The organism is Actinoplanes sp. SE50/110, assembly GCF_900119315.1.
In the GTDB taxonomy this organism is placed as follows: Bacteria; Actinomycetota; Actinomycetes; order Mycobacteriales; family Micromonosporaceae; genus Actinoplanes.
Genome location: NZ_LT827010.1, coordinates 6,591,779 through 6,607,084, shown reverse-complemented (window position 1 = coordinate 6,607,084; position 15,306 = coordinate 6,591,779). Strand labels below are relative to the sequence as shown.

General features: G+C 72.3%; 1 protein-coding gene. It reads left to right on the top strand.

Going from position 1 to position 15,306, the window contains the following annotated elements; all coding sequences use genetic code 11:
• Positions 1-14: 14 nt before the first annotated feature.
• Positions 15-15,305: a type I polyketide synthase gene (locus ACSP50_RS29770; protein ID WP_014693010.1), complete on the top strand. Its 15,291-nt coding sequence runs from the start codon at positions 15-17 to the stop codon at positions 15,303-15,305.
• The last annotated feature ends 1 nt before the right edge of the window (position 15,306 follow it).

The following is a 15,306-nucleotide window of genomic DNA, read 5'->3' as shown; positions in this document are numbered from 1 at the left end:
AAGGAAGCAGCACCATGGCGACTGACGACAAGGTCCTCGAATACCTCAAGCGGGTTACCGCGGACCTGCACCAGACCCGGCGCCAACTGCAGGAGCGCGAGGAGGCCGACGCCGAGCCGATCGCGATCATCGGGATGGCCTGTCGCTACCCGGGCGGGGCCGACACCCCGGAACAACTCTGGGGCCTGGTCGCCGGCGGCACCGACGCGATCGCCGCGTTTCCCGGCGACCGCGGCTGGGACCTCGGCCCGGACAGCGCCGGCTTCGCCCGGGTCGGCGGTTTCCTCGACGGGGCCGGCGACTTCGACCCCGCGTTCTTCGGCATGAGCCCGCGCGAGGCCCTGGTCACCGACCCGCAGCAGCGGCTCGTCCTGGAGACCGCGTGGGAGGCCTTCGAACGGGCCGGCATCGCGCCCGCCACGGTCCGCGGCCAAGCCGTCGGCGTCTACATCGGCTCCGGCATGCAGGACTACGGCGCCCTGCTCGACCTGTCGCCGGAACTCACCGAGGCGTTCCTGGGCACCGCCGCGACCAGCGCGGTGATCTCCGGCCGGCTGTCGTTCGTGCTGGGCCTCGAAGGCCCGTCGCTGACCGTCGACACCGCCTGCTCGTCGTCGCTGGTCGCGCTGCATTTGGCCGGCCAGGCGCTGCGGGCCGGGGAGTGCACCCTCGCGCTGGCCGGCGGCGTCATGGTGATGGCCACCCCCGGACCGTTCCAGGCGATGAGCCGGCAGGGCGGCCTGTCCAGCGACGGTAGGTGCAAGTCCTTCGCCGCGGGTGCCGACGGCACGGCCTGGGGCGAGGGCGCGGGTGTGCTGCTGGTCGAGCGGCTGTCCGACGCGCAGCGTCTCGGTCACCCGATTCTTGCGGTGGTACGCGGTTCCGCCGTCAACTCCGACGGCGCGTCCAACGGGTTGACGGCGCCGAACGGCCCGTCGCAGCGTCGGGTGATCCGCAAGGCGCTGGCGTCGGCTCGCCTGTCGTCGGCGGATGTCGACGTGGTGGAGGCGCACGGCACGGGGACCGTCCTCGGTGACCCGATCGAGGCGCAGGCGCTGCTGGAAACGTATGGCCAGGATCGTGAGCGGCCGCTGCTGTTGGGGTCGATCAAGTCGAACATCGGGCACACGCAGGCTGCCGCGGGTGTGGCGGGTGTGATCAAGATGGTGATGGCGATGCGGCACGGGGTCGCCCCGCGGTCCCTGCACCTGGACGAACCGACACCCCATGTGGACTGGTCGACGGGAAACATCCGGCTGCTGTCGGAGCCTCAGGAGTGGGTGGCCGACGGCCGTCCCCGCCGTGCCGGTGTCTCCTCGTTCGGGATCAGTGGCACCAACGCGCACGTGATCATCGAGCAGGCCGAGACCGTCGCCCCGCCCGGCGACGATCAGGGGCCGGTCGTGCTGCCGCTGTCGGCGCGCACACCGGATGCGCTGGCCGACCTCGCCGAGCGCCTCCGCGGGGTCGCCGGGGACCTGCGGCCGGTGGACGTGGGGTATTCGGTGGCTACCGGGCGCCAGGTGTTCGAGCAGCGTGCGGCGGTGGTGGCCGGGTCCCGGACCGAGCTGACCGACCGGCTGAGCACGGTGACCGCGTCGACCGCCCGTGCCGGTGACCTGGGTGTCGTCTTCACGGGTCAGGGGTCGCAGCGTCTGGGGATGGGTCGGGAGTTGCATGCGCGGTTCGCGGTGTTCGCGGCGGCGTTCGATGAGGTGCTCGCCGGATTCACCGCTGATGTCCGGAAGGTCGTGTGGGGTGATGACGCTGAGGCGTTGAACCGGACCGGTTCTGCCCAGCCGGCTCTGTTCGCTTTCGAGGTGGCCCTGTTCCGACTGTTCGAGTCCTGGGGCATCCGCCCGACCGTGCTCGGCGGCCACTCGATCGGCGAACTGGCGGCGGCGTACGTCGCCGGAGTGTGGTCCCTCGAAGACGCGTGTCGTCTGGTGGAGGCCCGCGGCCGGCTCATGCAGGCGCTGCCTGCGGGTGGGGCGATGGTGGCTCTGCCGGTCAGCGCGGACCAGCTGGTTTTGACGCCCGGCGTCGGCATCGCCGCACTCAACGGCCCCACGTCCACGGTGATCTCGGGCGTCGAGTCGGAAGTCTTGGCGATCGCCGAGCAGTTCCCGAACGCGCGCCGGTTGAAGGTGTCGCATGCGTTCCACTCGCCGCTGATGGAACCCATGCTGGCGGAGTTCGCTGAGATCGCGGGCGGCGTGACGTACCACCAATCGTCTCTTCCGATCTTGACCTCCGGCGACGTCACCGATCCGGCGTTCTGGGTCGCCCACGTCCGCGACGCCGTGCGTTTCACCGACACCGTCACCCGGATGATCGACCACGGCGTCGGCACGGTCCTGGAGATCGGCCCCGACTCCACACTGACGACGCTGATCGGCTACAACACCGACGAGCTCGCCACCATCCCCGCCCAGCAGCGGGACACCGGCGAACTGCTCGCCACCGCCACCGCCGCCGGCCGCCTGTTCGAGACCGGCACCGCGATCGACTGGACCGCCTTCTACGCCGGCCGCGACCCCCGGCAGGTGGAGCTGCCCACCTACCCGTTCCAGCGCGACCGCTACTGGTTGGACGCCGAGTTCCGCGCCGCCGACGTCGCCTCGGCCGGCATCGACTCCACCGACCACCCGCTGCTCGGCGCCGTCGTCACCCTCGCCGACCCGGACACCGTGGTCCTCACCGGCCGGCTGTCGCTGCCCACCCACCGCTGGGTCGCCGACCACGTCATCGCCGGCGCCGTGCTGTTCCCGGGCACCGGCTTCGTCGAACTCGCCGTCCAGGCCGGCGACCAGGTCGGCCACGACGTGGTGCAGGACCTGTCGCTGATCGCCCCGCTCGTCCTGACCGAAACCGACCGCTTCCAGATCCGGGTCGTCGTCGGCGCCCCCGAGGCCGGCCGCCGCCCCCTGTCCATCTACTCCCGCCCCGAGGGCGCCTCCACCGAACCCTGGCTGCTGCACGCCACCGGCCAGCTCGCCGCCGCCTCGGCCACCACCTCGCCCGGCGCCTCGCTCAGCGGCACGTGGCCACCGGCCGGCGCCGAGCCGATCGAGGTGGGCGAGGTGTACCGGGAACTCGCCGAGGGCGGCTACACCTACGGCCCGGCCTTCCGGAACCTGCGCGCCGCCTGGACCTCCGGCAGCGACGTGTACGCGGAGATCGCCCCGGAAAACCTCGGCACCGACCGGTTCCTGCTGCACCCCGCCCTGCTCGACGCGGCCCTGCACGCCGTCTCACACACCGGGGTCCTGGGGGACAGCGCGGTTGTCCCGTTCTCCTTCACCGGAGTCACCCTGCGTGCCTCCGGCGCGGCGGCGCTACGGGTGCGGCTGTCGCACACCGGGCCGCGCACCCTGTCCATCACGATCGCCGACTCGGCCGGCTCACCGGTGGCCACGGTGGACTCCCTGGTCATGCGGCCGATCAGCGAGGCGGTGGGGAGTGCCGCCGAGCCGGTCCACCAGCTCGTCTGGCAGCCGATCGACAACGCCGGCGCGGCCGCCCCGACCGCCGGCACCGGCCACGCCGCCGGGGGAGCCGCCCAGGCCATCAGCGCCGCGGCGAACGTCACCGGCCAGGCGTTGAGCGCGGCGGCGACCGCCACCGGCCAGGCGCTGAGCGCGGCGGTGACCGCCACCGCCCAGGCCCTCAGCGTGGCCGCCCAGGCCATCAGCGCCGCCGCCCACGGCACCGGCCGTGCCGCCGGACCGGCTGCCCCGGCCGCTACCGCATCTGCCCACGCCACCAGCGGTGCCGTCTACGCCACCGGACCCGACGGCGCTCAGGTCGAGGTGGTCGAGGCGGGAGCGTTCGACCCGGGGCCGGGGGCCGCAGTCCCACTGCGGGTGCGTGCGGTGCTGGCCGGGGTGCTGCGGAAGCTGCAGGAGGGCACCGCCGTCGTCGTGGTGACCCGGTACGCGGTCGCGGTCGCGGACGGCGATGTGGTGGACGTGGTGCAGGCGCCGGTGTGGGGTCTGGTGCGGTCGGCGCAGGCGGAGAACCTGGGCCGGATCGTGCTGGTCGACACCGACGGCGGCGACATCGCCGGAGCCCTGGCCAGCGGTGAGCCGGAGGCCGCCGTCCGCGGCGCGCGGGTCTTCGCGCCACGGCTGGTCCGGGCCGCCCCCGGCGAGGGCGTCTCGTTCTCGGGCCGGGTCCTGGTGACCGGTGGTACCGGTGGGCTGGGTGCGATCATCGCCCGCCACCTCACCGAGAATCATGAGATTTCGGATCTGCTGCTGGTCAGCCGGCGTGGACTGGAGGCGCCGGGCGCCCGCGAGTTGCGGGCGGATCTGGAGCGGCTCGGGGCAACGGTGCACGTGGTCGCCTGCGACGTGTCCGACCGGGAGGCGGTCGCGGCGCTGCTGGCCGCCTTCCCGGTCGACGGCGTGGTGCACACGGCCGGCGTGCTGGACGACGGGGTGCTCGACGCGATGACCCCGGAGCGCCTCGACCGGGTCCTCGCCCCCAAGGCGGACGCCGCCTGGCACCTGCACGAGCTGGCCGGTGACCTGACCGCCTTCGTGCTGTACTCCTCCGCCTCCGGGGTGCTCGGCAACCCGGGCCAGGCGAACTACGCGGCGGCCAACAATTTCCTCGACGGGCTGGCCCAGTTCCGGCGCGCCCGGGGTCTTCCGGCTGTCTCGCTGGCCTGGGGGCTGTGGGGCTCCACCGGCGGCATGGGTGGTGAACTGTCGGCCGCGGACGCCACCCGGCTCAACGCCAACGGCATCCGCCCGATCACCCCGGAACGCGGCGTCGCCCTGTTCGACGCCGCCCTCGCCGCCGGCACGCCGGTGGCCGTCCCGGTCTCGCTGGACCTCGGCGTGATCCGGCGGCGGCTCGACTTCGTGCCCGCGCTGCTGCGCACCCTGGTGCCGAGCACCCGCCGGCGGCGGCCCGCAACCGCGCAGTCGTCGCTGCGGCGCACCCTGGCCGCCCTTCCCGAGCAGGAATGGCCGGCCGCCGTGCTGCAGGTCGTCCGCGGTCAGGTCGCGTCGGCTCTGGGCTACGCCACCCCGGCCGGGGTGGAGATCGGCCGCGCCTTCTCCGATCTGGGTTTCGACTCGCTGTCCGCGGTCGAGTTCCGCAACGCCCTGGCCGCGGTGGTGGGCATCAAGCTGTCGCCGACGCTGATCTTCGACTACCCGACCCCGTCGGCGCTGGCGGACTTCCTGCTGGCGGAGCTGTCCGGCGCCGCCGAGGAGTCGGCTGTGGCCGTGGCGGCCGTCGATGACGACCCGATCGTGATCGTGGGCATGGCCTGCCGCTATCCGGGCGGCGTGGTCTCCCCCGAAGGCCTGTGGGACCTGGTCGCCGACGGCGTCGACGGCGTCACGGAGTTCCCGACGAGCCGTGGTTGGGGCAGTGAGGTCTTCGATCCGGTTCCGGGCACGGCCGGTAAGTCGTATGTGCGTGAGGGTGGTTTCCTGCACGACGCGGATCTGTTCGATCCGGGCTTCTTCGGGATCTCGCCGAATGAGGCGCTCGTGATGGATCCGCAGCAGCGGCTGCTGCTCGAAGTGTCGTGGGAGGTGTTCGAGCGCGCCGGCATCGATCCGACCACTCTGCGCGGCTCCGACACGGGTGTGTTCGTCGGCATGATGTATCACGACTACGCCGCCAACTCCTCGACCGGCGCGGTCGCCTCGGGCCGGTTGTCCTATGTGCTCGGGCTGGAAGGGCCGTCGATGACGGTCGACACCGCGTGCTCGTCCTCTCTCGTCTCGCTGCACCTTGCGGCGCAGGCGCTGCGGGCGGGGGAGTGTTCGCTGGCGGTTGTCGGCGGGGTTGCGGTGATGGCGACGCCTGAGGTGTTCGTCGAGTTTTCGCGGCAGGGTGGTTTGTCGCGTGACGGTCGTTGCAAGTCTTTCGCCGCGGGTGCTGACGGCACGGCGTGGGGCGAGGGTGCCGGGGTTTTGCTGGTGGAGCGTTTGTCGGACGCTCAGCGTCTCGGTCATCGGATTCTTGCGGTGGTACGGGGTTCGGCGGTGAATCAGGATGGCGCGTCGAACGGGTTGACGGCGCCGAACGGGCCGTCGCAGCGTCGGGTGATCCGTAAGGCGCTGGCGTCGGCGGGCCTTTCCACCGCGGACGTCGACGTGGTCGAAGCCCACGGCACCGGCACGGTGTTGGGTGATCCGATCGAGGCGCAGGCGCTGCTGGAAACGTATGGCCAGGATCGTGAGCGGCCTTTGCTGTTGGGGTCGATCAAGTCGAACATCGGGCACACGCAGGCTGCCGCGGGTGTGGCGGGTGTGATCAAGATGGTGATGGCGATGCGGCACGGGGTTGCCCCGCGCACGCTGCACCTGGACGAGCCGTCTCCGCACGTGGACTGGACCGCCGGCAACATCCAGCTCCTGTCGGAGGCCCAGGAATGGGTGGTCGACGGCCGTCCCCGCCGGGCGGGTATCTCGTCGTTCGGCATCAGTGGCACCAACGCCCACGTGATCATCGAGCAGGCCGAGGAGTCTCCGGTGACGCCGGGGGCTGATGATGACGGTCCGGTGGTGGTGCCGTTGTCGGCGCGGACGCCGGAGGCGCTTGCTGATCTTGCCGATCGGCTGGGTGAGGTCGCGGCGAGTCTGCGTCCGGTGGATCTCGGGTTCTCGGTCGCGACGAGCCGTGCGGTGTTCGAGCAGCGCGCCGCCGTGGTCGCCACCTCTCGCGCCTCCCTGGGGGAGGCCTTGCGCACCGCTACCGCCTCGACCGCTCGCCCCGGGGACCTGGGTGTCGTCTTCACGGGTCAGGGGTCGCAGCGTCTGGGGATGGGTCGGGAGCTGCATGCGCGGTTCCCGGTGTTCGCGGCGGCGTTTGATGAGGTGCTCGCCGGCTTCACCGCTGATGTCCGGAAGGTCGTGTGGGGTGATGACGCTGAGGCGTTGAACCGGACCGGTTTCGCCCAGCCGGCTCTGTTCGCTTTCGAGGTGGCCCTGTTCCGTCTGTTCGAGTCCTGGGGCATCCGCCCGACCGTGCTCGGCGGCCACTCGATCGGCGAACTGGCAGCGGCGTATGTCGCCGGGGTGTGGTCCCTCGAAGACGCGTGTCGTCTGGTGGAGGCCCGCGGCCGGCTCATGCAGGCGCTGCCTGCGGGTGGGGCGATGGTGGCCCTGCCGGTCAGCGCGGACCAGCTGGTTTTGACGCCCGGCGTCGGCATCGCCGCTTTGAACGGCCCCACGTCCACGGTGATCTCGGGCGTCGAGTCGGAAGTCTTGGCGATCGCCGAGCAGTTCCCGAACGCGCGCCGGTTGAAGGTGTCGCATGCCTTCCACTCGCCGCTGATGGAACCGATGCTGGCGGAGTTCGCTGAGATCGCGGGTGGCGTGACGTACCACCAATCGTCTCTTCCGATTTTGACCTCTGGCGACGTCACCGATCCGGCGTTCTGGGTCGCCCACGTCCGCGACGCCGTGCGTTTCACCGACACCGTCGCTGCCCTGGTCGAGCGCGGCGTCGGCACGGTCCTGGAGATCGGCCCGGACGCGACGTTGACGACGTTGATCGGTTACAACACCGACGAGCTGGCGACGATCGCCGGCCAGCACCGCGATGCCGGGGAGACCACCGCGGTGGCGACCGCCGCCGGCCGCCTGTTCGAGACCGGCACCGCGATCGACTGGACCGCCTTCTACGCCGGCCGCGACACCCGCCGGGTCGACCTGCCCACCTACCCCTTCCAGCGGCGGCGTTTCTGGATGGACTCGCTCGACTACTGGCGGGAGGCGTGGTCCGGCGCCGCTGCCGGCCTCGGCTCGGGCGACGTCTCCTCCGCCGGCCTGACCGCTCCCGATCACCCCCTGCTGGGGGCGGTGGTGACCCTGCCCAGCACCGGCGGTGTCGTGCTGACCGGCCGCCTCGCGGTGTCCGCGCAGCCGTGGCTGGCCGATCATGTCGTCGGCGGCACGATCCTGTTCCCCGGCACCGGCTTCGTCGAACTCGCCGTCCGGGCCGGTGACGAGGTCGACTGTCCGTTCGTCGAGGAGCTGACCCTGATCGCGCCGCTGGCGCTGGCCGGTCCGGACGCCGCCGCCCAGCTGCGGGTGACCGTCATGCCTACCGGCGAGGCCGGCCGGCACCGGGTCGAGGTGCACTCCCGGGCCGAGCACGGCGCCGCCGAGTGGCGGTTGCACGCCGAGGCGGTTCTCGCCGACCGTGCCCCGGCAGCCGGGTTCGACCTGTTCCAGTGGCCGCCGGCCGGTGCCGAGCCGCTGGATGTCACCGGCCTGTATCCGGCGCTGGCCGAGGCCGGTCTGCCCTACGGTGCGGCCTTCCGCGGGCTGCGCGCGGCCTGGCGGCAGGGCGCCGATGTGCTCGCCGAGGTCGCCGTCGAGGGGGCCGAGTCCGGCCGGTACGGGCTGCATCCCGCGGTCCTGGACGCCTGCCTGCACGCCATCGCGCTGACCGAGGGCAGCGGGGAGACGGCGAGCCTGCCGTTCGCCTGGTCGGGCGTGACCCTGCACGCGGCCGGAGCCGCCGCGGTACGGGTCCGGGTCACCCCTACCGCCCCCGGTGAGGGGGTGCGCCTGCAGGTCGCCGACGCCACCGGCAGCCCGGTGGCCACCGTCGACTCGCTGACCCTGCGCCCGGTCGACGCGGCCGCGATGCGCACGACCGGTGTGGACGGTCTGCTACGTCTCGCCTGGCAGCCGGTCGTTTCCGGCACCGCCGTCCCGGATGACGTCGTCGTTCTGGAGGCGGCACGGTTCGACCCGGGTCCGGGTGTCGCCGTTCCGGTACGGGTGCGTGCGGTGCTGGCCGGGGTGCTGGCGAAGGTGCGGGAGGGTGATCCGCTTGCGGTGGTGACCCGGCATGCGGTGGCGGTCGCGGATGGCGATGTGGTGGATGTGGTGCAGGCGCCGGTGTGGGGCCTGGTGCGGTCGGCGCAGGCGGAGAATCCGGGTCGGTTCGTGTTGGTGGACACCGATGGTGGTGATGTGGCCGGGGCTCTCGCCGGTGGTGCGGCTGAGGTGGCGGTCCGTGGGGGCGAGGTGTTCGCGCCGCGTCTGGTGCGGTCCGGTGTCGGCGGTGACGGGTCGGTGTTCTCGGGTCGGGTCCTGGTGACCGGCGGTACGGGTGGTCTGGGTGCGGTCGTCGCTCGTCACCTGGTGGATCATCACGGGATCACCGACCTGGTGCTGGTGAGTCGTCGTGGTGTGGATGCCCCGGGTGCGGCTGAGCTGCGGGCTGATCTGGAGCTGCTCGGCGCGACGGTCAACGTGGTGGCGTGTGACGTGTCGGATCGGGACGCGGTCGCGGCGTTGCTGGACGAGTTCCCGGTCGACGGCATCGTGCATACGGCGGGTGTCCTCGACGATGGTGTGCTCGGTTCGATGACGCCGGAGCGCCTCGATCGGGTGCTGGCGCCCAAGGCGGATGCCGCGTGGTATCTGCATGAGCTTGCCGGTGAGCTGTCGGCGTTCGTGGTGTTCTCCTCGGCGGCGGGTGTGTTCGGCAATCCGGGTCAGGCGAACTATGCGGCGGCGAACAACTTCCTGGATGGTCTGGCGCAGCTTCGGCGGGCGCAGGGACTCCCGGCCCTCTCGCTGGCCTGGGGGCTGTGGGGTTCCGCCGACAGCGGCATGGGCGGCGACCTCTCGGCCGCCGACCTCGGCCGGATGCGCCGCAGCGGTGTCGTCCCGCTGACCGAGGCGAAGGGCCTGGCCCTGTTCGACGCCGCGGTCTCCACCCCGGCCCCGGTCCTGGTCCCGCTCGGCCTGGATCTTTCGGGCGCCGACCCGCTGGCCGTCCCGGAGCTCATGCAGGGTCTGCTGCGCCGCCGACCGTCCCGCACCGCCGTCTCGGCCGGCGCGTCGGTCTGGCGCTCCCGCCTCGCCGACCTGGACGAGCCCGGCCGCCTGGCCCTGATGAGCGACCTGGTTTGCGCGCAGGCCGCATCGGTGCTCGGCTTCGCCTCGGCGGATGCCGTCGACGCCGGGCGTGCCTTCTCCGATCTGGGTTTCGACTCGCTGTCCGCGGTCGAGTTCCGCAACACGCTCGCGGCGGCGGTCGGCATCAAGCTGTCCCCGACGCTGATCTTCGACTACCCGACCCCGTCGGCGCTGGCGGACTTCCTGCTGGCGGAGCTGTCCGGCGCCGCCGAGGAGTCGGCTGTGGCCGTGGCGGCCGTCGATGACGACCCGATCGTGATCGTGGGCATGGCCTGCCGCTATCCGGGCGGCGTGGTCTCCCCCGAAGGCCTGTGGGACCTGGTCGCCGACGGCGTCGACGGCGTCACGGAGTTCCCGACGAGCCGTGGTTGGGGCAGTGAGGTCTTCGATCCGGTTCCGGGCACAGCCGGTAAGTCGTATGTGCGTGAGGGTGGTTTCCTGCACGACGCGGATCTGTTCGATCCGGGCTTCTTCGGGATCTCGCCGAATGAGGCGCTCGTGATGGATCCGCAGCAGCGGCTGCTGCTCGAAGTGTCGTGGGAGGTGTTCGAGCGCGCCGGCATCGATCCGACCACTCTGCGCGGCTCCGACACGGGTGTGTTCGTCGGCATGATGTATCACGACTACGCCGCCAACTCCTCGACCGGCGCGGTCGCCTCGGGCCGGTTGTCCTATGTGCTCGGCCTGGAAGGGCCGTCGATGACGGTCGACACCGCCTGCTCGTCCTCTCTCGTCTCGCTGCACCTTGCGGCGCAGGCGCTGCGGGCGGGGGAGTGTTCGCTGGCGGTTGTCGGCGGGGTTGCGGTGATGGCGACGCCTGAGGTGTTCGTCGAGTTTTCGCGGCAGGGTGGTTTGTCGCGTGACGGTCGTTGCAAGTCTTTCGCCGCGGGTGCTGACGGCACCGCGTGGGGCGAGGGTGCCGGGGTTTTGCTGGTGGAGCGTTTGTCGGACGCCAAGCGTCTCGGTCATCGGATTCTTGCGGTGGTACGGGGTTCGGCGGTGAATCAGGATGGCGCGTCGAACGGGTTGACGGCGCCGAACGGGCCGTCGCAGCGTCGGGTGATCCGTAAGGCGCTGGCGTCGGCGGGCCTTTCCACCGCGGACGTCGACGTGGTCGAAGCCCACGGCACCGGCACGGTGTTGGGTGACCCGATCGAGGCGCAGGCGCTGTTGGAGACCTACGGCCAGGACCGGCCGGACGACCGGCCGCTGCTGCTCGGCTCGATCAAGTCGAACATCGGGCACACGCAGGCTGCCGCGGGTGTGGCGGGTGTGATCAAGATGGTGATGGCGATGCGGCACGGGGTCGCCCCGCGCACGCTGCACCTGGACGAGCCGTCTCCGCACGTGGACTGGACCGCCGGCAACATCCAACTGTTGACCGAGGCCCAGGAATGGGCGGTTGACGGCCGTCCCCGCCGGGCGGGTGTCTCCTCGTTCGGGATCAGTGGCACCAACGCGCACGTGATCATCGAGCAGGCCGAGGAGCCCCCGGTGACCCCGGGGACCGACGACGAGAGCCCGATTGTCGTGCCGCTGTCGGCCCGCACCCCGGACGCTCTCGCCGCTCTCGCCGGCCGGTTCGCCGATCTGCTGGAGGCCGACCCCGCGATCCGACCGCTCGACCTCGCCTTCTCGGTCGGCACCAAGCGCGCGGCATTCGAGCAGCGCACCGCCCTGTCCGGCGCGGACCGCGCCGGGTTGGTGGCCCGGGCGCGACGGGCGGCAGGGGGTGCACCGACCCCTACCCCGATCCGCAAGGGTCCGGTCGGGGTGGTGTTCACCGGCCAGGGCTCGCAGCGTCTGGGCATGGGCCGCGAGTTGTACACAGCGTTCCCGGTGTTCGCGGCGGCCCTCGACGAGGTGCTCGCCGGCTTCACCGCGGAGGTGCGTGAGGTGATGTGGGGCGACGACCCCGCACCCCTGCACGAGACCGGTTTCGCCCAGCCCGCCCTGTTCGCTTTCGAGGTGGCCCTGTTCCGTCTGTTCGAGTCCTGGGGCGTACGCCCCGGGGTGGTCGGCGGGCATTCGATCGGCGAGCTGGCGGCGGCCTACGTCGCGGGCGTGTGGTCGCTCGAAGACGCGTGTCGTCTGGTGGAGGCCCGGGGCCGTCTGATGCAGGCGCTGCCGGCGGGTGGGGCGATGGTGGCCCTGCCGGTGAGCGCGGACCGGGTCGCTCTGACGGCCGGTGTCGGCATCGCCGCGCTGAACGGGCCCGCGTCCACGGTGATCTCGGGTGTCGAGGCCGAGGTGCTGGCGATCGCCGAGCAGTTCCCGAACGCACGCCGGCTCAAGGTGTCGCATGCCTTCCACTCACCGTTGATGGAGCCGATGCTGGCCGAGTTCGCCGCCGTCGCCGCCGGCCTCACCTACGCGAAGCCGGCGTATCCGGTGCTCGCCGCGGGTGACGTGACGGATCCGGCGTTCTGGGTCGCCCATGTCCGCGATGCGGTGCGTTTCACCGACACCGTCGCCGGTTTGGTCGAGCGCGGCGTCGGCACGGTCCTGGAGATCGGCCCAGACGCGACGCTGACGACGTTGATCGGTTACAACACCGACGAGCTGGCGACGATCGCCGCCCAGCAGCGGGACACCGGCGAACTGCTCGCCACCGCCACCGCCGCCGGCCGCCTGTTCGAGACCGGCGCCGCGATCGACTGGACCGCCTTCTACGCCGGCCGCGACGCCCGCGCGGTCGAGCTGCCGACCTACCCGTTCCAGCGGCAGCGCTTCTGGCTGGACGCCCTCGACTACTGGAAAGAGGCGTGGTCCGGCGCCGCCGCCGGCCTCGGCTCGGGCGACGTGTCGTCGGCCGGCCTGACCGCTCCCGATCACCCGCTGCTGGGCGCCGTGGTGGTCCTGCCGGACGACGAGGGCGTCGTGCTGACCGGCCGCCTGGCGGTGTCCGCGCAGCCGTGGCTGGCCGATCATGTGGTCGGTGGCACGATCCTGTTCCCCGGCACCGGCTTCGTCGAACTCGCCGTCCGGGCCGGTGACGAGGTCGGCTGCCCGACGGTCGAAGAGCTCACCCTCGTCGCGCCGCTGGCGCTGACCGGCCCGGACGCCGGCGCCCAGCTGCGGGTGGTGGTCTCGCCCGCCGACGCCTCCGGCCGCCGCCGGGTCCGGGTGCACTCCCGCCCGGAGCACAGCGCCGGCGAGTGGCAGCTGCACGCCGAGGCGACCCTCACCGAGGAGACCGCTCCCGCCGGGTTCGACCTGCTGCAGTGGCCGCCGACCGGCGCCGAACCGGTCGACCTGACCGGCGGTTACCCGGCCCTGGCGGAGGCCGGCTACGGCTACGGTCCGGCGTTCCAGGGGTTGCGTGCCGCCTGGCGCCGGGGCGACGAGATCTTCGCCGAGGTCGCGACCGACGAGGCCGACGCCGACCGGTACACGCTGCACCCGGCCCTGCTGGACGCCGCGCTGCACGCGGTGCTGCTCACCCACGCGGACGGCGACGGTGACGGCCGAATCGTGCTGCCGTTCGCCTGGTCGGGCGTGCAAGCGTTCGCCGACGGCGGCCCGGCGACGATCCGGGTCCGGATCTCCCCGGCCGGGACCGGCGACGATCTCACCATCCGGGTCGCCGACCGGGCCGGGCGGCCGATGCTGACCGTTGCGGCGCTGACCTCCCGTCCGGTCGATCCGGCGGCGATGCGAGCCGCCGACGTGGACGGCCTGCTGCGCCTGTCGTGGCAGGCGGTCGCACCCGGCACCGCGGTCGCTGAGGACATCGTCGTGCTGGAGGCGGCGCGGTTCGACCCCGGTCCGGGTGTCGCCGTCCCGGTACGGGTTCGCGCGGTTCTCGACGCGGTCCTGGCGAGGCTTCAGGAGGGTGAGCCGTCGGTGGTGGTGACCCGGCATGCGGTCGCGGTCGCGGACGGTGATGTGGTGGATGTGGTGCAGGCGCCGGTGTGGGGTCTGGTGCGGTCGGCGCAGGCGGAGAATCCGGGTCGGTTCGTGCTGGTGGACACCGATGGTGGTGATGTCGCCGCGGCCTTGGCCGGTGGCGAGGCTGAGGTGGCGATTCGTGGGAGCGAGCTGTTCGCGCCACGGTTGGTGCGGTCCACCGTCACCGCCGGTGGGCCGGCTTTCGCGGGTCGGGTCCTGGTGACCGGTGGTACCGGCGGTCTGGGTGCGGTCGTCGCCCGTCACCTGGTCGATCAGCACGGGATCGTCGACCTGCTGCTGGTGAGCCGGCGCGGCCCGGACGCCCCGGGGGCGGCTGAGCTGCGGACTGACCTGGAGCGGCTCGGCGCGACGGTCAACGTGGTCGCCTGCGACGTCTCGGATCGGGACGCGGTCGCCGGGCTCCTGGAGGAGTTCCCGGTCGACGGTGTGGTGCACACGGCCGGTGTGCTGGATGACGGTGTGCTCGCCTCGATGACACCCGAACGGCTCGACAGGGTGCTGGCGCCCAAGGCGGATGCCGCGTGGCATCTGCATGAGCTTGCCGGTGAGCTGTCGGCGTTCGTGGTGTTCTCCTCGGCGGCGGGTGTGTTCGGCAATCCGGGTCAGGCGAACTATGCGGCGGCGAACAACTTCCTGGATGGTCTGGCGCAGCTCCGGCGGGCCCAGGGTCTGCCGGCGGTGTCGATGGCCTGGGGGCTGTGGGGTTCGACCGGTGGTGGGATGGGCGGGGAGTTGTCCCCGGCCGACGTCGCGCGGATGCGCCGCGGTGGTGTCGTCCCGCTGACCGGGGCCAAGGGCCTGGCCCTGTTCGACGCCGCGGTCTCCACTCCGGCCCCGGTCCTGGTGCCACTCGGCCTGGACCTCGACGGCGCCGACCCGCAGCTGGTGCCGCCGCTGCTGCAGGGCCTGCTGCGCCGCCGCCCGGCCCGCTCGGCGGGTGCGGCCGGCACCCCGGACGGCGCCGAGTGGCGGGCCCGGCTCGCCGGCCTGGACCGGCCCGACCGGCTCGCCCTGCTGCTCACCCTGGTCCGCGGTCAGGCCGCGACGGTGCTCGGCTTCGCCTCGGCGGATGCCGTCGACGCCGGTCGGGCCTTCTCCGACCTGGGCTTCGACTCGCTGTCCGCGGTCGAGTTCCGCAACGCCCTCACGGCGGCGGCCGGCATCCGCCTGTCGCCGACCCTGATCTTCGACTATCCGACCCCCGCGGCCCTGGCCGAGCACCTGCTCAGCCACTTCGCCGACGGCCCGGAGACGGACGGCGGCGAGGCCGAGGTGCGGCAGGTGCTGCGGGACATCCCGCTCAGCCGGCTGCGCGACGCCGGCCTGTTGGACGCCCTGCTCGAACTGGGCGGCGTCCGCGTCGCCGCGGCGGAGAGCCCGGAGCCGGCGGAAACCCTGTCCATCGACGAGATGGACACCGAAAGCCTGATCTCTCGGGCACTCGAAGACTTTGACTTCGGCGACACGACGCAGGGAGCGTGAG

Excerpts from the sequence above, each read along its gene's own strand:
- ACSP50_RS29770 (WP_014693010.1), top strand. The coding sequence starts at position 15 with ATGGCGACTGACGACAAGGTCCTCGAATACCTCAAGCGGGTTACCGCG.